We start from the raw sequence: 26,191 nt of genomic DNA, 5'->3' as shown, positions 1-26,191 counted from the left end.
CTAGCGGCAGGGAGTCCAGTACCCGTAACAGTGTTGGAGCTTCCCCATGGAGAGCGGGGAATCGCAAGAGTCAAGGCGGTTGAGGAAGCCGGACGTTTGGGTGCCGAATACATACTTGTATTGGATTCCGATATGATTTTAGCCGAGCATTTGATTCAGCAGAGCATCGACTTTTTTGACGATCATCAGGATATCGGCGCATTGGTCGTTCCTGAGGAGGCCTATTCGGAAGCGGCCAACTTTTTTTCCAAAGTGAAAGTCTTCGAGCGAAATGTAATTAACAACGCGGGTGAAACCTTGGGAAAACGCTCCATTGAAGCGGCACGCTTCTGGCGAATGAGCGCTTATGAATCGACAGGCGGATTTAACGCGGAGCAGATTGCTTTTGAAGAAATACAGCCGACCCTGCGCTATATAGAGTCTGGCGGAGTCATCCGGCGGGCGGTATTTACACGTGTATATCATGATGAAAAACAGGTCTATTTGCGTGATGTATTACGTAAAAAAGCTTACTACTTCTCGGTAATGGATCGTACGATGTCATCCGAAGAGGGGGGCTTGCGGAAGGCGCTGGAACGGTGGTACTTTTTCCGTCCGGTGCTGTATACATGGAAAAATCTGAAAAGCTATATCCGTCACCCGTTGCTAACGGTGGGGATGTTATGGATGTATGCATGCCTGACTGTGATTGGGGCAGCCGCCGTGTTGAAGGGCGGCGCCCGTCACTCACGCGATCTCGCTAAGGCGGATAAGGCGTAAGGATAAATGGCCCACTGTCAGCGTATCCAGCGTGTACAGGTCGGGATCGGAAGATTCCGACTCATCATACGGTATATACAATGAATGCTCGGTTAACTGAATACCCTGCTGGTCAGGATGACGAAGTGAGCTGCCTACAGGATACAGCTCAGCGAGCGCAGCATGTACAGCAGTTACGATATCCTGCTCATTTAGTAAAACATAGGGTCGGTACGGGGCATTCAGAATGCTGTCTATAAATGCCGACAGAGGGGGAGCAACGCTCTGGTCTGTATGCAGGCGGTTTCGATTCAGCTTGGCTTCATCAAGCGCCTCGTACAGTATCCTTTTCAGCGTGTCATCATCCAGCTCCAGCGGTTTCGTCAAAAAGTGGAATACGCCCACTTGATTAATCGCGGATAAAATGGTCTGCGTATGCAGGTGACCTGACAAAATGATCCGCACGATATGGGGATAATCCTCCTTGATCATGCGAAGGAAGGTAATCCCGTCCAGACCAGGCATAAGCAGATCGGAAACCACGACATCAATCGGGTGCTGTTCCAGCACCTGCAAGGCTTCTTTGGTGGTATGAGCGGTATGTAAGGTGAACCTTTCCTCCGACAATGTCCGTTCAAGCAGGGACAAAACCATAGGGCTGTCGTCAACAAATAGAATGTTTTGGGGTGTCATAAGAACTGCGCAACTCCAATCAGGAAGTAAGAAATGAGGAACTACATGTATAATATCAGCGTTTTGGCATTTTTGAAAGATGTCAATACAGAACGGGCGCTGCGTCTTTTTTGTGAACGATTCGACTCGGCTGAGCATGCGCTCTGGGAAAAAGGAATGTGTCTGCTTCACCAGTATCATGCTGCACGACATGCAGGAGTAACCCTGACCGTCTCCAGCGCACTTCAGCATATGGACGATCGTCATGATATTTACATTGTTGATCTGCGCGAGTACAGCGAAGAAGAGCTGGATCGTTTATATATTGCAAAAACCTGCGAATTGCTGCTGCTGACGGATGGGGCAACGGAAACCGCTGCAAGGTTTGCCGCACTCCAGCGCCGGACTCCCCGGTTGTTGTGTGCACGGCTGCCGCTAGTCAGCTACGAGCTGGAGTGTCTGATGCAGGCCATTCTGGGCCGAATTGAACCGAATGGAGGGGACAGGAAAGCATGAAGCGATGGGCGTTGTTGAAACCGGGTTGGCAAAAGCTGATCCTGTACCTGATCGTTGTGTGTGTGACTGTGTTCTTGGCTGCTGTGCTTCAATGGTTTGTCGTACGCCAATTCAGCAGTCACTTGGCGGAAATTCAAAATGAGCAGCTCCAGCATGAGGTGCAGGAACTGTCCAGCAGCATAACCGAGCGCTATGCCGTATGGCAGGCTGAACTGAAGGAGCTGTCGTCCAGTCTGGGCAGAGATATGCTGAATCAGGGGAACCGCCAATACTCCGAGGGGTTTAAGCGTGAAACCGGGTCCTTTTATGTGCTGGATGAACAGTATCATGTGATTGCCGGACGAGAAAATCGTGAGATGAAAAGTGCGGTGCAGCAGGTTAAATGGCTGCAAAACGGCTGTGCCGTAAGCCCCTTTGTGACAGAGGATCATCAGCCTGCTCAGTATATGGTGTGCAGGATTCAAGGGGCGCAGATGGGCGGATTTATGGTGCGTACAATTGATGCTGATATGCTTAGCGGAATCATTAAAAGTAAACCGGTCGATCAGCACGAGGTTTTATTTTATAATAATCAATTTAAGGTCGTAGCTTCTCGCAATTCACCGGATATCAACCGAACGGATATTACAAACGTAACCCGTAGGCTACTGGAGGGCAATACGAGCGTCATTGAAGATAGCGGAGAGAAATATGGAATAGGATTCAGCCGCATTGGGGAAGAGGCGCTTTACATATCGGTTGAAGATGTCAGTCAGGACATTGCAGAGCGCACCAGCTCTTTTCGCAAACAGTTATTGATGGTCATGGCTCTGATATTACTTATGCTGTGGGCCATGCTCATACAGTTCCGCAAACGAATTGTGAAGGATGCCATCGTAAATAATCAGGTGCGTGACCAACGACGGGATGAGGATATGCGACAGCAGCAGGATACGTATTACTTGCCGTTAATGCAGACAATTGAGCAACGGCTCCAGGAGCTGCAAGAGCAGACTGCCCGTCTGACAGGCGGTGATGATTTGAAGTTGCTGGGCTTTTATCATGATCTGGCGAACCGCTTTGAAGCAGCTTCCAGTCAGGGAAAGGGAGCATCCCATGAGGAATTGGAATATTTCCGTGAGTTGAATGAAAATTTCATTCAGGGACGTCTCAAACAGGAATCCTCACTGGGAGGGCTGCTGACCGGAGTCCGCACCTTACGTGATGAGCTGGAAGAGAAGATGCACGACAATAGCGGAATCAGCTTTACGGATATGAATGAGGTATTGTCCGAATCGCTGAAATGGGCGAACCGTTCGTTGGATATGAAGAACATTCAAGTGATCTTGCGGCAAGAGCCTGTTCCATCGATTGCAGCACAAGCGCCAATGCTGTACAAAACGATTCAGGGGCTGCTGGAAAATGCAGTGCAGGCAATGGGCCAAGGTGTAGAGCTATCGGAGGATCAGGAGCGGGGACGTACGGGTCTGCTGCGTTCCAAGCGCCAGACTCAAGTCCTCAAGGTTAGCTCTCGGCTGGAAGAAGGAGAAATTGTTATTACCATTGAGGATACGGGCGGCGGCATTGATGACAAGATGCGCTGGAGCTATTTCCAGCCGGACTATTCCCAAAACTCGCAGGAGCATACGTTCAGCCTGTATCATATGGATGCCTATCTAAAGACGATCAGTGGCCGCTTAAAGCTGCGTAATACGGATCAAGGCTTGCAGGCGATCGTTCGTTTAAGAAGATAGCCCCAAAATAACCGACAGATACACGAGAAGTTCAAGAGAGGGGGACAAGCATGAAAAAATGGATATTTCGCTACCGCTACGATATGGCGGCAATTTGGTTGATGCTGGTTGCGATTGGCGTATATCTTGCGCCTATCTATGGACCGGGGCAAATCGTATTCAGTGATATTGCCTTTGGAGCCACCTCTCATCGGTATCTGGAGGAAATTATGGGGGTATGGAACGAACGATGGTCTACCTCTACCATGTTCAATGCTCCGCGTATCCTTTATATCTTGCCCTTCTACGGACTTTCGTTGCTATTTGGAGAAAGCGGCCCGGTCTTGCTCAAGTCGTTTATCACGGGTCTGCTGTTTGTTTCGGCATTTTCGATGTATGCCTTTGCCAAGCGGTTGGTTAGTGTATATTATTCACCGAACTTTACCAAAACCCGCATTTTTGCCATCATGATCGGCGCACTGTTTTATGCGCTGAATCCGTGGGTTATTTTTCGCATTCAGCATATTTATTTGCTCTGTGGATATAGCTTGTTTCCGTTAATGCTGCGCTTCTTTTTCAGCGCGGTCGACCCCAAATTTCAAATTCAGCAAATTAAAAACTATAATCCTCACAAGCTGTACCAGCGGAACTGGATAGACTTGTTTCTGTTGGCGGCGGTATTTACCGTCAGTGCCGCTGCGATTCATTATTTTTTCTTCGGCATGATTTATTTGGGCTTGTTCACCATGCTCTTGCTGATCAAACTGACCTGGACGCACCGCAAGGCCGGTCGCGCCTATTTACAGCCGTTATACGGCAATTTTTTGCGTAAAGGGATCATTTTTGGCGTGTTCTTCGGTCTGCTCAGTTTTTATTGGTTGTCCCTGTATCTCGGCAGTATGGTGATGGACGCTCAGGCGTCGCAGCATAATATCAACGTCGTCGATACCTTGTCCCTATTCAGTCGTAACAGCAGCTTATATAATGTGGGCTACTTGCTGAGCTATTGGTGGCCTATGTTCTCCTTTTCCTCACTGTCTGCGATGTTTTATGTGGGCGGGGGATTTTTACTGCTCTTGATTGGTTATGCGATGGTGACACGCTCACACCAAAATCCGATCATTCTGATTTTTTCGCTGCTTACGTTATTATTTCTCGTTGCTGCCACCGGGACAACCTTCCCGTCCATTGCCAAGTGGTTTGTCATTCTGGTGACGAAGACCCCTGTGATTGGCTCAGTTTTCCGTGATCCCAACAAGTTTATCGGGCTGATTGCCCTTAATTTCGGGGTTTTGCTGACCTTCGGCGTGATTCAGATTATGGAATGGTTTGGATCATCACCGCTGCAACGAATGTATAAAAGGCTGGCGTTTGTCATTGTTGTCCTGTGCCTTGGCGTGTATTTTGCACCCTTGCGTACCCAATTCATTGAGGGATATTACAAGCCGGTTCAAGTGCCGGAGGCTTACAGCCAAATGGCTGAAAGGCTGACAGACCCGGACCGCTTTGACAGCAAAGCCTTGTATTTTCCGATTGCCGATAATATGATTCAGAGCTTTAACGGCGTAGCCACGCCCAAATGGAATAAGGGTAAGACGGCAACCGAGAAGGCAACCGGGGATTTTCAGGTGTACTCATCTCCTAAAAATACGATTTTCCATCATGAAGGCAACGACCCCGGGATTACATACTATATGAACTTTCTGGAGTATTTGCTGGACAACGGGCTAAGCTCGCGGTTAGGCTGGTTGTTCTCCACCTTTGGGGTTAATCAGTTAGTGTACCATGACGAATATGAGGGACAGGAGAAGCGGCAGGATTTCCACCTGTCTCAGTTGGAAGGCCAGACCGGGCTGAAACGCACGTACAAGAACGGACTTTTTTCCATATTTAATCTGGATCAGGCCCCGCCTTATATGAACATATTAACGAGCAAAATTGTGACACCTTACGGCTTTAGCCGACTGGAGAGCTACAGCCATCTGCCTGGATTTGACTTTAGTCGCTTCGGGGTACTATTCAGTGCGTTAAAGCCTGAGCTAAAAACCCTTCAGACGGTCAACAAGGGGGATTATGTGGAAGCGGCCTCCTTTAACGATGTACTGTTGTCACAGCTTCCGGCAGAGGATTACTTGCGTCCGTTTGATGTCATTGAAGATGGCAATGCTTTTTTAAAATGGTCCAAAACCTTTGCCTCGACCAACGATTGGTTATGGTATTTATCGTCCCAGAATATACGGAATTTCCCGTTTGATATGGAAATGGATGCCGGGATTGCTGTCACCTTTGCCAGCAAGAAGCTGGATGTGGCCCCTTATCAGATGAGCAGCATTAAAGGGAAAACGGTCCTGGATTTTGACTCCATGCTGCGGACCGAAACCTTTTTCAAACCGGATAATCCGCAGTTGTTCAGCGTAGAGGCTAATCCGCGTGAGGAATTGAATGAGGTGCCGACCCTGCACGGCGAGATTATGAAGGGAGACCCGAGTAACATATGGCAGGTCGCGAGATCCGGTTTGCTGGAAGCCAAGGAAAATAACCCGTACCAGTTTCAGATCACCGTCTCTGGACGCGGCACGAACAAAATGCATGTTAAAATGAGGTTTTATGATAAGCAGATGCGCGAGCTGGGGGTTAGCTATGTCGTGGCACCTTCGGAGGGATATAATTTTGACGGTGTAAAATTTTACGGGGAATATGTGTCCCCGCCGGGCAGCTACTGGATGCGAATGGATTTGTTAACCCTGCAACGCCCGCAGCAAAAGAACTACTGGTGGATTCATGATATCCAGTTACGTGATTTGGGACAATATAGTAAGCCTAACGTATTTACGATGCACAAAAAGCTGGAACAGCCGCAAACCTCGCATGTATATGCGAGAGTGTTTATGAATAAGGCAGGCGGGAAGCTGAAAGTTACGCTGCCGGGCGGAGTGGTCGACATCAAAACCCATGATGAAGGCTTGAATCAGTTCGAATGGGTTGACCTGGGAGAACATGCTTTTCCCAAAGGGGATACCCCGATTACGGTTAATAACCTGCAAGGCTTTAACGCGATCAATCAATTTGCGATTGTACCTGTAGACCAGCTGGATGAGCTATCTTTTCCGGTGGAGCAGGCATTGAAGCGGGGCAAGCTCTTTTTCACCCTGGAGACCGAGAGCGATTTTAACGTCCAAGGAAATGTGCAGACAGAGCGTGCTCTGCCGAGGCTCAGCATGGGACGGGGAATCAGCTATCAGAAAGGTACATTAAGCAGGGATGTGGAGATCGCCAAAACGGGCACCTATTCTACAGCTATTCTGGCTGATTTACCTGCCGGGTATCATGGGGCATTGACGATGAAGTGGACGAATGAAGAGACAGGAACGGTGCTGACAAGAACGATCCATACAGGTGAGTCGTATAAGCGATTGCCCGTTACCTCTTCATCCGAGAAACAGGTCATTGAAACGGTGCCGAATCAGGATGGCTTTGCCAAACAAATCATTCAAATTCCCGGTTTGCTGAACGATTACGGACGTGTAGAGTTCAAGAATCTGTTTTTAACCAAAGGGAAGTATCGCTTAACGCTGGTGTTGGACAGTCAGGTGCCGTCCATGAGCGGGTATGGAGATATTCATCGGTTGGCCGCGCAGGAAGTGACGGTTATGCCAGAGGATAACACGAAGGAATCTTTAACCAATGATGTAGGCTGCGTGGCGGATATTCAGCCTGGCAAGACGAGTCTGTCATCAGGCGGCGAGGGGCTGTCCATTCGTTACGCACCGAGCTATTCCTGTGATTGGAATATATATGCGTCGAAGAAAATGAAGGCTGAGCCGCTGCGAGAGTATGCTGTACAACTGGATGCGAGGTCAAAACAAATTGGAAGTCGGCATATGAAGGTCATTTTTTTGAATAAAGCCTCCCAAATCCTCCAGACCTCTTATATTAACGAGGTGGAGGAGCGAGATAAGGAGCAATGGAATCATTATGATCAGATTGTGAAGGCTCCGGCAGGAACCGCCTTTATGCAGTTTCAGATTTTGGCGCATGCGCATAAGAAGCAGTCAGGCTTATTTCAAATGAAGCATTATTCCATCATCCCTTATCAGGCGATGATTACAGTGGATCAGCTTACGCTGTTTGAGGGGACGGATATGGAAACCTTTTTTACGGCTCCCCATGCTTCAGAAAGTATTCAGGCTACTCGTAAAAATTCCATGGAACGCAGCTTTACGCTGTATAATCCGATGCATCAGCAGGTGCTGATTCGGGAAACCGAGTCGCCCAATCCACTGTGGGAATTCAGACTGGGAAGTGAAACCCAGCGTGCCCGTCTGTCGGTAAACGGAGTGACTACTGGATTTATAACCAGTGGCAGCGGGAGCGGCAAGGTCGTCATTATTCTGGCTTCCGCCTACCGCTTTGGCTGGATACTGTTCATCATTGGGATACTTGGTGGAGCGGCTTGTTTTCTTCCTTATCGGCGATGGAAAAAACGAAAGATTCCATAGAAGGAAGTTTCCAGATGCAACCCAGTAGCCATCAGACGGCACGGCTACATCTCATATTTGTATCCCCTGCCCCAAACTGTACGGATGTGCTGAGGATTTTTGGGGTCACGTTCGATTTTTTTGCGGAGACTGGAGATATGTACGTCAATCGTGCGATCGAGATAGGCACCGTCTCCGCCTTTAATCCGATCCATGAGCTCGCTGCGGGTAAAGACTTTCCCCGGATAGCCGGATAGCTCTTTTATAATGGAAAATTCGATTTGAGTCACTTCAACCTCCTGGTCATCGACCAACAGGCTGTGACGGTAATCATTCACCCAGACCCGCGCTTTTTTGAGTTTTTTGGTTATGGCCTGGGACTCGGCAGGCATGTTGGAGCCACAGCGGCGCAGTAAGGCTTTGATACGGGCGGTTAGCTCTCTCAGGTTGAATGGCTTGCATAAAAAATCATCCGCTCCGTCATCCAGTGCTTTAATTCTTATATTCAAAAGGGTATTGTTGGAGATCACCAGCACAGGAACCGTCGTATATTGACGGAGTTGGCCGATCAGTGCGCATTCGACCCTGCCGGAAAACATAAGATCGGTCACAATAACATCAGGCTTAAAACGCATAAGTGTCGGAAGTGCTTGTTTGAAATCGTAAATAAGTTCGGTATGATAACCTTCTTCCTGAAGATGAAGGCCGATCATATCTGCCAAACTTTTTTCATCTTCAATGATAAGTATTTTAATAGACATAACTGACAGCTCCTGTACAAACAAATATACAAATACATGATGTAATCATGTATAAATTGAGATTTATGCATACCTATGTAATCGGTAAATTTATGAAAAACGAACAGTGCCAATTGGCATGTAACTTATTATTTTAGAGGAAGAAGGTTGCATAAATGCGAATGATTTTATTATCTGGAGGTTCTGGTAAGCGTCTCTGGCCTTTGTCCAATGAGAGTCGCCCCAAGCAGTTTCTTACGATTCTGCGTCATGACGAACGACCTGAAAGCATGCTGCAACGGATTTGGCGGCAGTTATCTGAAGCAAATTTGGCAGGGAAGGCCTATTTTTCAACGAGTGGAACTCAAGCAGAGCTGATCCGTGGGCAAATTGGAGCGGATGCTGTAGTAATTGAGGAGCCTACCCGACGGGATACATTTCCGGCCATTTCCTTGGCTGCGGCTTACTTACATGACCAGGCAGGTGCATCGCGCGACGAGATTGTAGGGGTTATGCCAGTGGACGGATATGCGGGGGATGAGTTTTTCGAGCATTTACGCAGGCTTCCATCTATATTGAAGCAATCCGGGAGTGACATCGCACTCATGGGGGCTGTTCCAACGGAGCCTTCTGACAAATATGGCTATATTGTTCCTTCGTCATCTTCCTCCCCCAATCAGCCGTATCTCAGGGTTAGTTCATTTGTGGAAAAGCCGGATCTGATCCGTTCGGAGGCGCTGATCCGGGAAGGAGCCCTATGGAATTGCGGTGTGTTTGCCTTCAGGCTTGGTTTTTTATTGGACATGCTGGAGCAAAAGGGCCTATCATCGGACTATACATCTCTTTCGACAAATTATGCAGAATTGCCTAAAACCAGTTTCGATATTGCGGTAGTGGAACAGACCCGTCAGCTTTCAGTGCTTCCATATCATGGGGAGTGGAGGGATCTAGGAACGTGGGATTCGCTGGTGCGGGAAATGAGCTCAGAGCTGAGCGGCCCAGGCTATATTTCAGAAGCTTCTCATGATTCGCATATTATCAATGAACTGGAGATTCCGGTTAGCATCTGGAATGTCCCGGACATCATCGTCGTTGCCGGGCCGGATGGCGTGCTGGTCACCGATCGACAATCATCCACAGGGATTAAGGATATGGTGGCAGAAATTGAGATTGGTCCTCGTTTTGAGGAGCGCTTTTGGGGGAAGCAAACGGTATTGTCCCAGCAACAAGCGGCCAGCGGCCTACAGACAGTCACCAAACGGGTAGTCATCTCTGCTGGAAGATTCATCAGCTATCATGAACATCAGTTCCGTAAAGAGGTGTGGACTATTACGTCCGGGGTGGGAAGCGTTTGTATCAATGGAATAATGCAAATGGTCAACCCCGGTGAGGTTATCGTCGTAGAGCCGGGTACCAAGCATTATATAGGTGCTGTCGAAGGGGATTTGGAGTTCATCGAATCTCAAATGGGGCATATTGTGTCAGAAACCGATATTATCAGATACGAATTTCCCGACTCCATCTAACACTAGCTATATAAGCTTAACTAAAAAAGGTACATGGAAAACGGAGTGGGCAGAATGGTGCCGTACAACCGAAGCACGATCCGTCTGCGCAGTAGGACTCGGTTGAGTACAAAGGGCGGTATCCTAAGGTAGTGAAGGCGAGTCAGGGCCCATTTTTTCTTGAAAACCTTAAATCATCTGATTCTTTCCAAAAAAGGTATCCATGCGGTGAACGCGTGAATACCTTTTTCTGCATAGAAGCTTGTCCGTAAGACACGGTATAGGACAATGCTTATAAAATCAGTTTCTTGGAAATCAGCCACTCTTTTACTACATCCGTACTGAGTTCTCTTTCAGGTGTCCATTCCACCTTATCCACCAGCTTGCCATGTCTGAATTCCGCAATGGTGGGGGTGTACTTTACGTTATATTCCTCTTTGAATTTATTCCATTGAGGCTTGTCCTTATGAATTTTGTGAACATTCAAAAAAGTGATTTTGGAGCCCAGATTATACTGCTCGATCATCTTGTTAAAGTTCGGTTCAAAGCGGTTGCAGTCTCCACAGCTAGGTCTGCCGACATAGACAAACACACTTTGATCCTGCTGGATCATGGTTTTAAAACCATTAATTGTAACCGCATTCAAGTGATCGTATATTTCGGGATAATTGCTTTTACTCGCTTGAAGCTCTTTGTCTTTCTGCTGAACAACCTGCTCCAGATCCTGAAATTTGAATACAGCCGAAATAGCGATAGCAATGACGAGCAGCGCAATCACGCTTAGACCGAGAATATATCCTTTTTTCACAGAAATCCTCCTTTATTTAACAATCTTATACATACCATAAATGATATTTCCATTTTTCGCTGTAATACTTGTCTCACTCTGTATGAAAAAGAAGCTTTCCATTCGGAAAGCTTCTCTTGTGAACAACATTAACTGGTTTTATTATGGTCTAAAGAAAGCTAGATAACTACTGTCATCAAGTAGTCTTGTCGTTTCACTTCAGATTCTGCTGTTTTTAGAACATCCAGATACTTAGCAGAATTCGTCACGATGATCGGCGTAGCTGTCGGGTAACCTGCAGCTTGAATTTGTTCAATGTCAAATTCGAGCAACAGCTGTCCCTGTGTAACCACGTCGCCTTCTTTTACGCGCTTGTCAAAAAATTGTCCTTTCAGCTTCACCGTATTGACCCCAATATGGATCAGAATTTCTGCTCCGTCATTGGAAGTAATACCGATAGCATGTCCGGTCGGGAATACCGTCGTAATCGTTCCGTCTACAGGAGAAGTCAGTACGCCCTCTGTAGGTTCAATCAGAATTCCTTTACCCATAGCCCCTGAGGCAAAAGCGACATCAGAAGATTCTTCGAGTGGCAGTACTTTACCTTGCAGCGGACTTACGAGAATTTCCTTCTCAATCATAGTTTCTTTCTTCTCTGGTGTTGGTGCTGCTTTGGCAGTTTCTTCTTTTGGATCATCAAAGCCCAAAACCATAACTAGCACCATTGCAAGTACAAAGGCAACGAGCAAGCCAATGACAACCCACAAGAATCCAGATCCAAAATAAGTAGGCAATGCCAACAAACTAGGCAGGGAGAAGGATTTTGCAGTCGCTCCGCCGGAAGCGATAATAGCCCCGCCAATACCGCCGGAAATACAAGCATAAATAAATGGCTTTTTCAATTTCAAAGTTACGCCATAAATCGTTGGTTCTGTAATCCCAAAAACAGCCGCCAGTGTAGAGGAACCGGCCAAAGCCTTCATTTGAGTATTTCGGGATTTCAGGAATACGCCCAATGTTGCACCGGCCTGAGAAAGTACAGCTGCTGTAAGCATCGGAAGCATCGTGTCATAACCCAAGGTTGCGATATTGGACAGCATGATAGGAACGAAGCCCCAATGTACACCGAAAATAACAAATACTTGCCAGAACGCCCCGGCAACAGCACCAGCGATCAACGGGCTTAAATTGTATACCCATGTAAAACCGCTTGCCAAGCCTTGGCTGATCATATTGCCTACGGGACCAAAGGCCAAAAACGTCAATGGAACAACGACTAGCAGGGATAGCATCGGTACGATAATATTTTTAACCGATTGATGAATAAAGGAATTAAACCAGCGTTCTACATAAGACTGTACCCACACCGCGAGAATAATCGGGATGACACTGGAGCTGTATTTAATCAGAATGATGGGAATGCCGAGAAAAGCCAGTTTGGCCGGATTGTCCACCGCTGCAATAACATCCGGGTAGACGAGTGCTCCGGCAACTGCGACCGATACAAAGGCATTTGTCTTAAATTTACGTGACGATGTAAAAGCCAGAAATACGGGCAGGAAATAAAATACGCTGTCCGAAGCGGCGTTCAGAATCAGATACGTACCGCTTGTTTTATCAATCCAATGGAGTGACAAAATTAATGCCAGAATCCCTTTAAGTAAACCAGCTCCAGCAAGTGCGCCCAAGAGAGGAGAAAAAATGCTGGAAATGATATCGACGGCTTTACCAAGAAAGTTCGTTTTTTCGGAAGACTCTTCCTTTTTCTCACCTGCATTTTCGGCATCCTGCAAATTCGTTTCTGCCATCATATGTTCGAATACTTGACCTACATTGTTGCCGATAACAACTTGAAACTGGCCGCTGCTTTCAACCACCGTAATGACACCGGGCGTTGCTTCCAATGCAGCTTTGTCTGCTTTTGTACGATCCTTTAATTTAAATCTCAAGCGTGTAGCGCAATGGAATACCGAATTGACATTCTCTTCGCCGCCAACGAGGGTCACTATTTTTTTGGATAGTTCTTTATCACTCATGTTCAGAACTCCTTATAGGTTATTCTTGGTATGGATAGGATTTACCGTTTACAAGGTTAAAAAGATGCGCCGGCGTGCAATTTTTTAACCTTATAAACAAGAAAAACCTAAACTCGTAGCGAAAGGGACACGTCCTCTCCTTAAAGAAGAACGTCCGATTTCGCCATCAGTTTAGGTTTTGCCTGCCTTACCAGTCACAATCCTTATACGATGAAATTATGAAGTTTACTTGCCTGTTACTCCGTGATATTATTTCGCTCCGTCACTCGATGAATATGAATGGTCAGATACACATATTCGTCCTTGCTTAAATATTGGTCGTATGTTTTTTCCAAATACTCATTGATTTTTTGCGCACAGGCGAAAGCTTCGGTATACGTCTGCTTCACCTGGTTGTACAAAAATTCTTCGCCGCTGTGAATGACCTCTTTACGAATCACCCGCATCGCAAAATATTGCAAATGTGTCAAAAATCTCGAATAGCTAAAGGAGGACTCATCCAGCACAATACCGTAATGATACGTAATAATATTCAATATATGCTGAACGATTTCCGTCATTTTTAGCGTAGATTTCATTTCGTTACCGTCGATTCGAGCGTTCACCATATGCAATGCGATAAATCCCGCTTCGTCTTCGCCCAGCTTTACTCCGAGCGTATCTTCAATTTTTTGCAGAGCATCCAGCCCAACCTCAAATTCTTTCTTGTAAAAGCGTTTAATATCGTATAGCATCGCGTTTTGGAGCGCCAGCCCCTTTTCTTGCCGCTGTATGGCAAAATGAATATGATCGGTCAGCGTTAAATAAATATTATCGCTTAATTCTGTATCCAGCACTTGCGTTGCATGGGTCACAATTTCATTAACGACCTCCAGATGGGATACGGGAATATCGTTCAGCAGCTCCGTTAATTTGGCTGTGAACTCGTTTTCATTTAACATGAAGATTTTATCTATTTTATGATCATCGACTTGGTCGCCAGCCACCTTTTTGAAGGAAATGCCTCTTCCCATTACGATGACCTCTTTGCCTTTATCATTTTTAGTCAACAGGACGTTGTTATTGAGCACCTTCTCAATAATCATTGAAGTTCCCCCCCTCCCATCCTTTACCAATAAAAAATGCCCAAGCACAATTCAACACTATTGTTAGCAATAGCACTCAATTGAACTCAGGCATTGCCCGCATCACCGGTCACAATCCTTCGATATAGTGCTATTGTAGCACAAAAAAAAGCGATTTCAACATATTTTATTCTTATTCGACAAAAAACATTACAAACACAGGTCCTTTCGCCTAACCCCTCAGTTAAGCGTTACTCTATGTAGTCGTGCGTTCAATGAGGCTGTATTGCAGGGGGTGCAACTCCATTTGGTAACCTACGAGCTGAGGGGAAAGCATGTAAAAAGCATTTTGTGCCTGAGCTGCAATCGGGTTCTGGATGGTCGTAATGCCCATAGTATGCGCAAGTTCCGTATTATCAAACCCGACAATCGCCAGATCTTCCGGCACGTTCAGCAGTTGTCTACGGGCTTCGCAGATGATACCAACCGCCACATAATCGTTGGAGCATAGAATAGCCTGTGGGAATTCGTCCCGATACTGTAACAAATCACGCACCACCTGTTCACCGTCACGGATGTTATAGATGGAAGAATAATTCCAATGCTGCAATACAGGAAGATTGTGCTGCTCCATAATATACGCATAGGCTCGTTGTCTGCTGTGGGTGTTGATACTGCGTGGGCGGCCAAAGGCATTGGCTATACGAGTATAGCCTTTTTGTATCAAGTGTTTTAGCGCTAGCATATATCCTTCATACTGGTCCATGGCGACGGAGCGAATATCGGTATGATCCATTCGTTGCCATGACACAATCGGGCCATACTTGCAATAAGTGCTTAACAAATCGGTATCATTTACACAGGAAATGATAACTAACGCATCAACTCTTTTTCTTTTCAGATCTTCGAAGGCCAGAAGCTCTTTCTTCTTGTCTTCTCCGGAAGTATAAATAATCGTTTGAAATTCGTACTGGCCCGCCACCTCTACAAAGCTGTTCAGAAATGCGAGAACAATTTCATTAATGGTTGAAGTGATAATGCCAATTTGAAGGGTCTGACCTTTGGATAAGGAAATGGCGTTCCGGTTGGGAACGTAATCCAGCTCCTGCATGATTTTTAAAATTTTGCTTCTCGTTTCCTGGCTCACATGGGGGGAATTATTTAACACTCTGGATACCGTAGCTTTGGAAAAGCCAGCCAGTTTGGCAATTTGATCAAGATTCGACATGATGCTTCTCCTCACATAAGAAAAATACTTGATATGAAACACGTTACAACGCTTAGGATGCTTATGAGGGCATTACGTCCATTTTATATCATCTGTCAATGCATTTCAAAAAAACAGTTCTTATGATGTGGTATTATTCTGGAAATACTTACGATATCGTAAAGCTAAGCTTTAGGCCGTTCTCAGCCTTGAAACGACTTCACAAATTTTTCACTTGTAAAAAGCTGAAAGTTTTCTGTATAATAAAAAACAATTTCATATGTCTGGTTGATGTTTGCGGGAGATGGAACGTAAGTTCCGACCGAAGGGGCAAAACTCTCAGGTGCTTGGACTGATAACAGCAACAAGCGGGACCGTAAACGGACAGAACTCTGGAGAGACCCTTAATTGGGCGCCGAAGGTGCACCGCAGATATCATCTGCTTAAACTCTCAGGCAAAAGGACAGAGACGCGAATAACCTGTGACAGGGTATGCCCTAGGCTTTTTTATGAGCTGTTAGTGGCTGAATTCTGCACAAGATGGTTGTATTTTTTCGTGCCTTTAACCTCTCCAGGAGTCGAATCAGCGGATTTGACTCTTTTTTGTTTTTTAATATGCTGGAGGAGCGGGTTGAAATGAATTTGGTACATGTATTAGAAACGATTAGCAGTTGGATATGGGGTGCCCCTCTGATCATTCTCGTCATGGGAACAGGTCTGTGGCTGACCATACGTTTGAAAATGTTGCAGGTCTTCCGCCTGCCTCTGGCGATCAAGCTGATCGGCAAGGCCCCGAATGAAGGTAGCGGGGATGTCAGCAGCTTTGCGGCCCTGAGTACGGCGCTGGCGGCTACAGTAGGTACAGGAAGTATTGTCGGCGTCGCGACAGCGATAAAACTGGGCGGACCGGGTGCCCTGTTCTGGATGGTTGTTGCAGCCTTTTTCGGGATGGCGACGAAATATGCGGAAGGTGTGCTTGCGGTAAAATACCGGGTGAAGGATCGGAATGGACAATTTTCCGGCGGCCCGATGTATTATATTGAAAAAGGGCTTGGACGCCGCTTTAAACCACTGGCGATGCTGTTCGCCTTTTCCGGAATGCTGGTGGCGTTGTTCGGGATTGGAACATTTCCGCAGGTCAAAGCGATTGTATCCTCGACCGAAAACAGCTTTGGTGTTCCGCCGATTGTAACGGCATTGATCATTGCTACCCTTACGGGACTCGTTACCATTGGAGGGCTCAAAAGCATTGCCAAGGTATCGACCAAAGTCGTTCCCTTCAAAACAGGCTTGTACGTGCTGATCTGTATGATCGTACTGATTCGGTTCGCCGATCAGATTCCTGCCGCACTCGCGCTTGTGCTGCATTCGGCATTTTCCACGACATCTGCGACGGGTGGATTTGCCGGGGCTACAATTATGCTGGCGATGCGCAGCGGGGTAGCCAGAGGGATTTTTGCCAATGAGGCCGGATTGGGAAGCGCACCGATTGCAGCCGCAGCCGCCAAAACCAAATGGCCTGCGGAGCAGGGGTTGATTTCCATGACAGGTGTCTTTATAGATACGATGATTATTTGCGTGATGACCGGGTTGACGTTGCTGGTTAGCGGCGTATGGAACGGTCCTACCGATGCGGGCTTGATGACGCAGCAAGCTTTCTCCAGCGCATTCCCGCTTGGTGCGGAACTGCTCACAATCATTCTGATTATGTTCGCGTTCACCACCATGCTTGGCTGGAACTACTATGGAGAACGTTGTGTTGAATATTTGCTGGGTGTCAAATGGATTAAGCCGTACCGTTATCTGTTCATTGCACTGGTTGCCGGAGGTGCGTTTATTAAGCTGGATGCGATCTGGTTACTGGCAGATATCTTTAACGCCATGATGGCCTTCCCGAACTTGATTGCACTGCTTGGCTTGTCGGGAATTGTAGTTGCTGAGACCCGTACCTATATGGATTCCCTGTATCCCAACAAGAAAAAGGGAATACTCGCAGGTGCCAGTGCAGGAGCAGCCATAGACATAGAAGAAAAAGGACAAACAGTCAGCTCGTAAAGAAACAACGAAAAGGGAGTGTCCCTCAGCCATTACAGGCTGGGAGGGCACTCCCTTTTTACGTTATAGAGCAGGATGAAGCTGGGGGATGCTCTATAGATATGTGTACTTAGCTTACTTTAGGATTAGCTCAAATTGCCGGGTACAGATTTGGACAGACGGCCAGTTGTAATCGCTGTAGGTCGTACAGCAGGACGAATAATCTTCATGTTATTTCACCTCCTCCGATTGGGATTGCAGCCACAGCGTACGCAAGGTTCGCTTGATCTGCCGTTTTTCATAGGAGCAAGGGCGGTTCCCTGTGCGCATCCGGTACAGGGGGCAATGATTCCCCTGACAGGCAGGTCGGAAAAAGCAGGCTTGGCACTTTGCGTCCGTTTCTTCACCTGAAGTGGTCCACAGTGCCATTTTATCGAGATCCAGCTCCATGCTCCCGTCCCCGTGAATCTGGCCCAACTGATTGTTTTCCTGATCTATGGCGACTGAGCATTTGTACAGCTTTCCGTCTGATCCGACAATCAGGGAATTGGGCTTGGCTGCATAGCATATGGCTCCTGTAGGGAGCAGGATATCCGAGATAAAGGAGCTGACAGTCAATCCCTGTGCAATGGCTGCTTCGTTAAACTCCCATATTTTACGGTCTTTCGTACGGTCGTCGCATACGGACAAATTCAGATCATTTTCGCCCCCCATACAGCCGACAGGCCGGAAAAATACTTTAAATCGGGGATCATCTGCAAACCATTCCGTAAGCTGCGGGATAAAGTCAGTGACGGCCTCCAGGTTACTGTTATCGAAGTTAACGCGCAAATTAATCTCAAACGGTCGTTGTACGTCTTTTAAAGAAAGAAGATTATCGACGATACGACGGAATGTACCGCCTCCGCCATGCAGCCCGCGTCGTGCATCGTGGACTTCCTCGCTGCCGTCGAGCGTAACCATGAATCGTTCCACACGCCAGTCCAACAGCTGCTCAAATCGTTCACGGGACAAATAATAGCCATTCGTCGAAATTTCTGCGCCATAGAGGACACCATGCTGGTCGCAGGAGCGAATAAAGGATTGAGATAGTTGCTCTATAACGTGCGGTGCCAATAATGGCTCACCCCCGTGCCAGCTAATCGTGAGCTGCTGGAGCTTGCCGCTTTGAGCTTGCTGCTGAATATAGGCTTCCAGTCCGGACACAACGTGATTCTTCATCGTCGCTCTCGGGAAGGATTCGTAGCAATAAAAGCAACGGAAGTTGCAGGCTTCGGTAGCGAGCAATACCAGATGCATACTATTCTGCTGCTGCACAGACTGATGTAATTCCTCCGCTTGTTTTAGCTCATCGGTTGCAGCATTGACCAGAAAGCCATGCTGTAGAAGCTGCTCCTGCAAGGAAAGGCTGCTTTCAGGCACAGGGTCATCCGGTCTGGCGTCGAGCAAGGCCACTACCTGCTGATTTTCCTCTGGCCCAAATACCGCGAGGGCTCCTGTATAGCTGTTGAACAGCATAAGCCCGCCATCATCCACTGCGGTTCGCGCATTAAAACGCGAAGGCTTCCATTGCACGTTCTGTGTCATGAATTCGTTACACATCCTTTGTAGTTGTAAATATTGTTCTGTGCTGATTTGTTCACCAGTCCGAAATGACAACTCTACAATGATGCCTTTTAGATGAAGGACTGGCAATGACACTCATCACGTTCCTCCAGCAGCTTAGGCGCAGTTTCAATGACAGTTTGCAGTACGGAAAAGCATATGCGGTCTTGCAAAGGTGTATTTTTGACATTGTGAAAATAGTGTTCAAACACGTGGCTCATCATATGATTTTCTCCAAAAATTAATTTGGTGGGATTCAAGTAAATCTAATCTTTGACCGCTCCGGCGGCAAGATCGGAAATAAACTGGCGGCTAATGAAAAGAAACAAAATGATAAGCGGCAGTACAGCCAGCAGGGTACCGGCAATGACCATCGCATAATCTGTATTGTAAATCCCGTTCAATTGGGACAGCGCAATCTGGAGCGTAAATTTGCGCGCATCGGTTAATACAATTAACGGCCATAAATAATCATTCCATGCTCCTATGAAGGTGAATGCGCCGAGAAAAGCGAACGCAGGACGTAGAATCGGGAGCGCCACATTCCAATACAACCGAAAAAGGCTGCATCCGTCCATCCGCCCTGCATCCAGCAGTTCCGTTGGAATGGATTCCTCCGCATACTGGCGTATCCAGAAGATACCGAAGGCATTCACCATCCCCGGAATGATCAGCGCTTTGAACGTACCTACCCATCCAAAGGTAGCCATCATGACAAAGGAGGGGACAAGCGACAGTTGGGAAGGGACCATCATCGTAGCCAGCAGGATGATGAATAATGCTTTTTTGCCCGGAAAATCAAATTTGGCAAATGCAAAACCGGCCAGTGAATCGAAAAACAGCACCAACAGGGTAACGGAGCTTGCTACAAAAAGCGTATTAAAAAAGGCTCCGGCAAAATCAATCTGCTGCAATACTCTCGTCACATTGCTCCAGAAGTGGCTTCCAAACCACAACTGTGGTGGAAAACGATAGATGTCCGAAGTGGTACGGCTAGCCATGACGATAAGCCAGTAAAAAGGAAACATCGACAGGATCATTCCCGCCAACAGCCCGGTATATAAAATAACGGATTTTACACGTGCCTGCATCATGCTGTAAACCCCCTTCCTGCCGTTATTTTTTGCCTTGTACGAGTTTCCAGTTCACGATGGAGAACAGGGCAATAATGAGGAACATGCCCCATCCGACGGCTGCACCATATCCAAAATAGTTGTTAATGAACGATTCACGATACAGATACAACACAATGGTCATGCCACTCGCTCCGGCACCACCGTCATTACCGACCAGCACCTGCGGCTCGGTGAACAACTGCATTCCGCCAATGGTGGACGTAATCACGGTAAACAGGATGACCGGACGCAGCATGGGAATGGTGATGCGGAAGAAAGCTTGCGCTCCAGTTGCTCCATCTATTTTCGCAGCCTCATACAGCACATGCGGAATACTCTGGAGTCCGGCCAGATAGATGATCGCGTTGTAGCCGGTCCATCTCCATACGACCATGGAGGAAACGGCGATTTGGATTCCCCACGGCACATTAAGCCACTGGATCATAGGCAAGCCCAGAAGTTGCAGCAGGTAATTGAGAAATCCGAAATTATTGGCAAATAAAGCGCCAAAGATGATGGCAACAGCCACAATGGATGTCACGTTCGGCAGAAAAAATCCGACCCGCCACAGGGTACGCATTTTGACAAAAGGTGCATAAAGCAGGAAGGCAATAATCAGCGCAAAAAATAACATCGGAATCGTCGAGTACACCCAGATCACAAAGGTATTGCCCACAGCCTGCCAAAATTCGTTATCTGTCACAAGGTAGCGAAAATTACCCCAGCCGTTATAGGTCATGTCTCCGATGCCATCCCATTTGTGAAACGCCAGATATAATGAAAAACCAATCGGAAACAATCCAAAGATGCCAAACAACAGATAAAACGGCGAGATCGCAGCATAAACGGCACGGTGCTTCCAGATTTCTCTCAGCATATGGTCCACACGCCTTTTTTGAATTTTGTTTTTTACCGCTGTAATTCCCGTTCGATTCGGTCCATCGTTTCCGTCCATAATGCATCGGGATCGGCATTCTGCTTGGCGACATTAGCAAGGCGGCGGGTCACAATGCCGTGGATGACAGGATAACGCTCACCGAAATAGCTGCTTTTGACATTACGTGCGGAGGCGGCAAAGATCAGTCCAGTGGCCTGACCGCCAAAGAAAGGCTCGGGTGTCTCCATGACAGGATCGTCATAGACGCCGGGAGTGGAAGGGAACAACCCGATTTTTTGGTAGGCTTCCAGTTGGTGCTCCGGGTTTTGCAGCCAGGTCAGGACTTCAAAGGCTTCTTTGGGATGTTTGCTGGATTTAAGGATGGAAATAAAAGATCCACCCAAATTGCCGTCCCCTCCAGGGGCACGGGCGACTTTCCACTTGCCCGCAGTATCCGGTGCAGCCTCCATGAGAACCTGCTTCATCCAGACTGCACCTACAAAAGAGGCGACTTTTCCGTTATTGACCGAAGCATTCCATTCAGGGGTCCAGCCATCCGCATTGGCGAGTAGATGCTTCCTGTGAAAAGCCACGGCGGTTTGCCAGCCCAAACGGATATGAGGGGATTGATTGCCGATGTAGCTGCCGTCCGGCTTGAAGTACAGGTTCGTATGTTGGGCAAGTACTTGATTGTAAACGTTTACAATATTGTCGGCTAAAAACGAACGGCTACCGAGCTTTTGCTGAAGCTGTTCTCCGGCGGCCATATAATCGTCCCATGTGCGAATTGTAGCACTGACCTTTTCAGGATCACTGGGCAGACCAGCCTGCGCAAAGAGATCGCTGCGATAAAAGAGGGCGGTGGGGCCTGTATCCATCGGAAAAGCAATCATTTTGCCATCAGGGGTGATGCCCTGATTCCATTTCCACTCCAAATATTGATTCTTGAATTGATCGGCTCCCAATGTCCTCAAATCATAAAAACGATCCGCACTAGGGAACAACTCTACCATCCAGTCGTTCAAAGCTACGATGTCCGGTTCACCGGAACGGGCTGCCAGAGTTGTCTTGAGCTTGGCCTTGAAATCACCGCCGATTTTTTGGGTGTTCAATTCAATGCCGGGAAACTGTTTTTCGGCACGAGCGAGCAATTCATCGTCAATCGAACGGTTCCAGTACCACAATGTAAGCGTTATCTTTTTTTCGTTCGACAAATTAGTTTCAGATGATTGACTTTCAGAGGACAGGGGTCCACTACAACCACTAATCATCGTGAGGAAAGCAAGATATAACACCAGCCATCGCACTGTCTTCACATCATTTCCCTCCTTGCATATCTGAGATGGTCTACCTACTGAACAAGTTGTGAATGGTTTAGCTCCATCATATGAAGCGGTTATTCATTTATATGCATATACCTTAACCAAAAACAAAAAAATTGAAACGAAGCATGTATAGAAATTAAATACTCTAAAGATATTGATCTTACTAATCCGAAGAATGATAAAACAATAAGGCAGATATTATGTCAAAAGGTATCTAAATCGTCAATGCTGAGCAATATCTTGGAAAAATCTAATGATGAATTCGAAGAACGATTTCTCTATATCGGTGTGCAGTTCCCCAGTAGGATAGGACAGATAGATTGTTCGCATACATCGAGGCTCCCTTATTTGAAGCAGCTTGATGTCTTCGGTTACGACGTTCCTCCACAGGATAGAAGGAATAAAGGAGATGCCAAGTCCTGTTTGAATCAACCCTCTTACCGTAGCCGGATCATCACTTTCAAAGACGATGTTCGGTTCAAAAGGGATGTGAGTAAAAAAAAGGTCCGTTGTTTTCCTAAGCGAATTACCAGGTGTAAGGCTGATAAACTTCTCATGCTCTAGATCTTTCAGGAATACGGTGTCCTGAACGCTCAAAGGGTGAGATTTTGGTACGCCAAGCAAAATTTCCTCCTCCAGCAGGATCGCATGCTCGTTGTCCGCCAACTCTTCGGACGTAATCGCAAAATCGTACGCCGGTCCTTTCTTCATCTTCCCAGGGTGCTGGGTCAGGTTGAATCTAATTTGAGGATAGAGATCGCGAAACTTGCCGACAAGGTTGGGCAATAGCATAGAGCCGACGGCGACGTATAACGTGATGACCTCTACCTTTTCGTTCTTCATTTCTTTGACTTCGGATATGCCTTGCTCTAGCGCTGATAGCGACTGGTTCACTCTTTTCAGGAACTTCTTTCCATATTCATTCAGCACGATATGTTTTCCTTCGCGGTCAAATAGCTGCACACCCAATTCCGTCTCCAGGTTTCTAATCATTTTACTTAAGGCAGGCTGTGAGATAAACAACTCGTTCGCGGCACGTGTGACATGCTCATACTTCGAGGTCACTTGAAAATACTTAAGCTGTAAATAATCCATAGTGAAAAAGCTCCTTTATAACCATTAGGTTATCAATCATATGTGAATATATATATTTTACAGGTATTTGCTCACTTATTACAATTGACAATGTAAAGAAAATGAATCCGCTAAAGGTGGTGAGATTCTGAACATCGTTTTTACATTTCCCGGCCAGGGGTCACAGGTTCCTGGAATGCTCCAAGATGTACCCGAGTATGTGAAAAAGGCAACAAGTATCATCGAAACTGAACTGCGTGATGATGAGGAGGCTATGGGCTCAACGGTCTGGATTCAGATTGCACTCTTCGTTAAGGAGACGGCAATAGCCTATCGGTTGATCGAGCAGGGTATCCGGCCCCAATTCGTGGCAGGGCATTCCATTGGTGCATTTCCTGCGGCGGTCATCGCGGGAGTTCTTTCGTTCGAGGATGCGCTTCGGATCGTGTGGCTCCGTGCCCGGTTGATGGAAGAAGCTTTCCCTGAGGGCTATGGACTGGGTGCGATCATCGGACTTACGAAGACTGAGGTTCAACAAGTCGTGGATCTTTCTCATAGCGAGGCGACGCCTGTCTACCTCTCGAATATGAACGCAGAGCAGCAAATCGTCGTATCCGGTTCATTGGAAGGGATAAATAAAGCTTTTATGCATGTGAAGGAGTTTGGGGCCGCTAAGACAGTGCTTCTGAAGGCTCCGATTCCTTCACACTCCCCGCTGATGTCAGAGGTAGCCAATAAGCTATTGCTGAAAATACACACTTTTTCTTTGCGGGACGCTCAAATACCATATTTGGTGAACCATACGGGCAGAAAGACGATAGCCAAGGAAAAAATCGCGGAGGACCTTGCACTAAACGTAGCATATCCCGTTCGGTGGATGGATATGGCGGCTGTCTGCGTCGAATCGGGCGCTGACTGTTTCATCGAGATGCCGCCGGGCCATACTCTTTCCAGACTTGTCAAGCAAGCCCACAAGGATACCCGGCAAATGGCCGTGGACGAGATCGGTCTGGAAGCGACTCAGTATCTGATTAGAAAATGGAAGGAGCAAGAAGAATGAATAAAGTACTGCGATCCTGGTCACAAAAACGTGATAAAAAGCAGGAAAAGTTAGGAAAGGTGGAAAAGTGGCTGGACGGAAAATACATCGACTCCTCCCGAATCGTCGACCTGATGGAGGCGCTAATCGAGCCAGGCGCGAAGGTCGTCCTAGAAGGAGATAATCAGAAGCAAGCGTCCTTCCTTTCCCAAAAGTTGCTGGAAGTCGATCCTGGCAAGGTGCATGATCTGCATATGATTATGTCCAGCATTTCAAGACCCGAACATTTGGATATTTTCGAGAAAGGCATCGCCGGGAAGCTGGACTTCTCCTACAGTGGCTCCCAAAGCCTTCGTGTTGCGCAAATGATTGATGACGGGACGCTTAAGCTCGGTGACATCCATACGTATTTGGAATTGTTCGGACGTCTCTTCATTGACCTTATTCCAGATGTGGTGCTGGTAGCGGCAGACAAATCAGATCGCGAGGGCAATCTGTATACCGGAAACAATACAGAAGAAACTCCGACGATCGTGGAGGCGGCCGCTTTCAAGGATGGGATCGTGATCGTGCAGGTCAACGAAATCGTGGACGAGCTGCCGAGAACCGATATTCCAGCCTCCTGGGTCGACGTCATTGTACAAGCCGACAAACCGTACGCACTGGAAGCACTGTTCACCCGTGATCCGCAGAATATTACTGAACTGCAAATCCTGATGGGCATGATGGCGATCAAGGGCATTTATGGAAAACATCAGGTGCAGTCGCTTAATCACGGCATCGGCTTTAATACTGCGGCGATTGAGCTTCTGCTGCCGACCTATGGTGAGCAGCTCGGCCTGAAAGGGAAGATTGCCAAGCACTGGGCTCTGAATCCGCATCCGACTTTGATTCCGGCGATTGAATCCGGCTGGGTCGAAAGCATTCACAGCTTTGGAGGCGAGGTCGGTATGGAGAGATACATTGCGGCTCGTTCAGATGTGTTCTTCGTCGGCAAGGACGGATCTATGCGCTCCAACCGCGCGATGTGTCAGGTTGCAGGACAATTCGCTGTAGATATGTTTATCGGATCAACGTTACAAATGGACTGCGCGGGCAATTCGTCTACCGTTACTTCCGGCAGACTGTCCGGTTTTGGAGGAGCACCGAATATGGGGCATGATCCTCGGGGACGGCGACATGCGACTCCTGCCTGGCTTGACATGATCGAGCGCCCGGCGGAACTCTCCAAAGGCCGGAAATTGGTCGTGCAGATGGTTGAAACATACGGTGCCAACAAAAAGCCAGTATTTGTGGATTCGCTAGATGCCGTCAAGGTGAAGGATGAATCTGGCCTCGCCATTACGCCGGTCATGATTTACGGGGATGATGTCACCCACGTTCTCACCGAGGAAGGCATCGCATACCTCTACAAGACGGACAGCATAGAGGAGAGAAAGAAGGCGCTCGCGGCAATCGGAGGCGTAACGCCTTTAGGGATGGAAAGCAATGAGAGCGATGTAAGCCTGCTGCGTGACAGAGGGATCGTGGCCTATCCGGAGGATCTTGGGATCATGCGCAGACAAGCCAAACGCTCGCTGCTGGCAGCACAGACGATCAACGACCTCGTAGATTGGTCAGACGGATTGTATGATCCGCCGGCTAAATTCCGGAGCTGGTCTTAAAGC

At 47.4% G+C, this 26,191-nt stretch carries 19 protein-coding genes, 1 pseudogene and 2 riboswitches; of the genes and pseudogenes, 8 read left to right on the top strand and 12 right to left on the bottom strand.

All coding sequences use genetic code 11. The features are described 5' to 3' along the window. Positions 1-759, top strand: a 759-nt coding sequence (locus tag L696_RS0113100; protein WP_049827373.1) for a glycosyltransferase family A protein, incomplete at its 5' end; no start/stop codon positions are given. Here L696_RS0113100 and L696_RS0113095 read toward each other — a convergent pair. Next, entirely contained in the window at positions 727-1,431 is a 705-nt protein-coding gene (locus tag L696_RS0113095) for a response regulator (RefSeq protein WP_025684034.1), read from the bottom strand. The two genes, L696_RS0113100 and L696_RS0113095, sit on opposite strands and share 33 nt — an antisense overlap. 45 nt (positions 1,432-1,476) lie before the next feature. Between L696_RS0113095 and L696_RS0113090 the strand changes: the two genes are divergently transcribed. From L696_RS0113090 to L696_RS0113080, 3 genes are read left to right on the top strand one after another with little or no spacing between them, the layout of a single operon-like run. Beyond that, a complete protein-coding gene (locus tag L696_RS0113090; RefSeq protein ID WP_025684033.1) occupies positions 1,477-1,926 on the top strand; it encodes a hypothetical protein in 450 nt (149 codons plus the stop codon). After that, the gene (locus L696_RS0113085) at positions 1,923-3,659 is read left to right on the top strand and encodes an ATP-binding protein (RefSeq protein ID WP_025684032.1); all 1,737 of its coding nucleotides are present in this window, start codon (positions 1,923-1,925) and stop codon (positions 3,657-3,659) included. The genes L696_RS0113090 and L696_RS0113085 overlap by 4 nt, the downstream gene beginning before the upstream one ends. A 50-nt stretch (positions 3,660-3,709) precedes the next feature. Continuing rightward, complete coding sequence (locus L696_RS0113080) at positions 3,710-8,137, top strand: polysaccharide biosynthesis protein (protein WP_025684031.1); 4,428 nt, start codon at positions 3,710-3,712, stop codon at positions 8,135-8,137. A gap of 44 nt (positions 8,138-8,181) precedes the next feature. On the opposite strand, the gene L696_RS0113075 is transcribed toward L696_RS0113080, so the two are convergent. Then, positions 8,182-8,877, bottom strand: a complete 696-nt coding sequence (locus L696_RS0113075; RefSeq protein WP_025684030.1) for a response regulator transcription factor — start codon at positions 8,875-8,877, stop codon at positions 8,182-8,184. A 155-nt stretch (positions 8,878-9,032) separates the two neighbouring features. Here L696_RS0113075 and L696_RS0113070 point away from each other — a divergent pair, with 155 nt between their 5' ends. After that, on the top strand, positions 9,033-10,382 hold the full coding sequence (locus L696_RS0113070) for a sugar phosphate nucleotidyltransferase (protein WP_025684029.1): 1,350 nt from the start codon (positions 9,033-9,035) through the stop codon (positions 10,380-10,382). Between the two features lie 271 nt (positions 10,383-10,653). On the opposite strand, the gene L696_RS0113065 is transcribed toward L696_RS0113070, so the two are convergent. The 4 genes from L696_RS0113065 to L696_RS0113045 form a co-directional block, all read right to left on the bottom strand. Beyond that, entirely contained in the window at positions 10,654-11,169 is a 516-nt protein-coding gene (locus L696_RS0113065; RefSeq protein WP_025684028.1) for a thioredoxin family protein, read from the bottom strand. A gap of 158 nt (positions 11,170-11,327) precedes the next feature. Then, complete coding sequence (locus L696_RS0113055; RefSeq protein ID WP_025684027.1) at positions 11,328-13,184, bottom strand: beta-glucoside-specific PTS transporter subunit IIABC; 1,857 nt, start codon at positions 13,182-13,184, stop codon at positions 11,328-11,330. A 236-nt stretch (positions 13,185-13,420) separates the two neighbouring features. Then, positions 13,421-14,269 carry a BglG family transcription antiterminator LicT gene (gene licT / locus L696_RS0113050; protein ID WP_025684026.1) on the bottom strand — a complete coding sequence of 283 codons (849 nt, stop codon included), beginning with the start codon at positions 14,267-14,269 and terminating at the stop codon, positions 13,421-13,423. 235 nt (positions 14,270-14,504) lie between these two features. Continuing rightward, positions 14,505-15,476, bottom strand: coding sequence for a LacI family DNA-binding transcriptional regulator (locus tag L696_RS0113045; RefSeq protein ID WP_025684025.1), 972 nt, complete (start codon positions 15,474-15,476; stop codon positions 14,505-14,507). A 267-nt stretch (positions 15,477-15,743) separates the two neighbouring features. Continuing rightward, positions 15,744-15,820, top strand: a riboswitch (glycine riboswitch). A 17-nt stretch (positions 15,821-15,837) separates the two neighbouring features. After that, positions 15,838-15,932, top strand: a riboswitch (glycine riboswitch). A 159-nt stretch (positions 15,933-16,091) separates the two neighbouring features. Here L696_RS0113045 and L696_RS0113040 point away from each other — a divergent pair. After that, positions 16,092-17,510: an alanine/glycine:cation symporter family protein gene (locus L696_RS0113040; protein WP_025684024.1), complete on the top strand. Its 1,419-nt coding sequence runs from the start codon at positions 16,092-16,094 to the stop codon at positions 17,508-17,510. 210 nt (positions 17,511-17,720) lie between these two features. Here L696_RS0113040 and L696_RS0113030 read toward each other — a convergent pair whose 3' ends face one another. The 6 genes and pseudogenes from L696_RS0113030 to L696_RS0113005 form a co-directional block, all read right to left on the bottom strand. Beyond that, complete coding sequence (locus L696_RS0113030) at positions 17,721-19,076, bottom strand: radical SAM/SPASM domain-containing protein (RefSeq protein ID WP_025684023.1); 1,356 nt, start codon at positions 19,074-19,076, stop codon at positions 17,721-17,723. Between the two features lie 122 nt (positions 19,077-19,198). Beyond that, a pseudogene (locus L696_RS32745) lies at positions 19,199-19,324 on the bottom strand (NADH-dependent alcohol dehydrogenase); the annotation flags it as partial. Between the two features lie 36 nt (positions 19,325-19,360). Beyond that, complete coding sequence (locus tag L696_RS0113020) at positions 19,361-20,188, bottom strand: carbohydrate ABC transporter permease (RefSeq protein ID WP_025684022.1); 828 nt, start codon at positions 20,186-20,188, stop codon at positions 19,361-19,363. 22 nt (positions 20,189-20,210) lie between these two features. After that, a complete protein-coding gene (locus tag L696_RS0113015; RefSeq protein WP_025684021.1) occupies positions 20,211-21,086 on the bottom strand; it encodes a carbohydrate ABC transporter permease in 876 nt (291 codons plus the stop codon). Between the two features lie 32 nt (positions 21,087-21,118). Beyond that, the gene (locus tag L696_RS0113010; protein WP_025684020.1) at positions 21,119-22,402 is read right to left on the bottom strand and encodes an ABC transporter substrate-binding protein; all 1,284 of its coding nucleotides are present in this window, start codon (positions 22,400-22,402) and stop codon (positions 21,119-21,121) included. A gap of 231 nt (positions 22,403-22,633) precedes the next feature. Beyond that, positions 22,634-23,506: a LysR family transcriptional regulator gene (locus L696_RS0113005; RefSeq protein ID WP_025684019.1), complete on the bottom strand. Its 873-nt coding sequence runs from the start codon at positions 23,504-23,506 to the stop codon at positions 22,634-22,636. 124 nt (positions 23,507-23,630) lie between these two features. Here L696_RS0113005 and L696_RS0113000 point away from each other — a divergent pair, with 124 nt between their 5' ends. Both L696_RS0113000 and mdcA read left to right on the top strand, forming a co-directional pair. After that, the gene (locus L696_RS0113000) at positions 23,631-24,545 is read left to right on the top strand and encodes an ACP S-malonyltransferase (protein ID WP_280740209.1); all 915 of its coding nucleotides are present in this window, start codon (positions 23,631-23,633) and stop codon (positions 24,543-24,545) included. Then, positions 24,542-26,188, top strand: coding sequence for a malonate decarboxylase subunit alpha (gene mdcA / locus L696_RS0112995; protein ID WP_025684017.1), 1,647 nt, complete (start codon positions 24,542-24,544; stop codon positions 26,186-26,188). The genes L696_RS0113000 and mdcA overlap by 4 nt, the downstream gene beginning before the upstream one ends. Positions 26,189-26,191: the final 3 nt, after the last annotated feature.

This window comes from Paenibacillus maysiensis, assembly GCF_000520815.1.
GTDB classification, from domain to species: Bacteria; Bacillota; Bacilli; order Paenibacillales; family Paenibacillaceae; genus Paenibacillus; species Paenibacillus maysiensis.
Note: the sequence above shows the minus strand (reverse complement) of the source record. Positions and strands in the feature narration are given on the sequence as shown.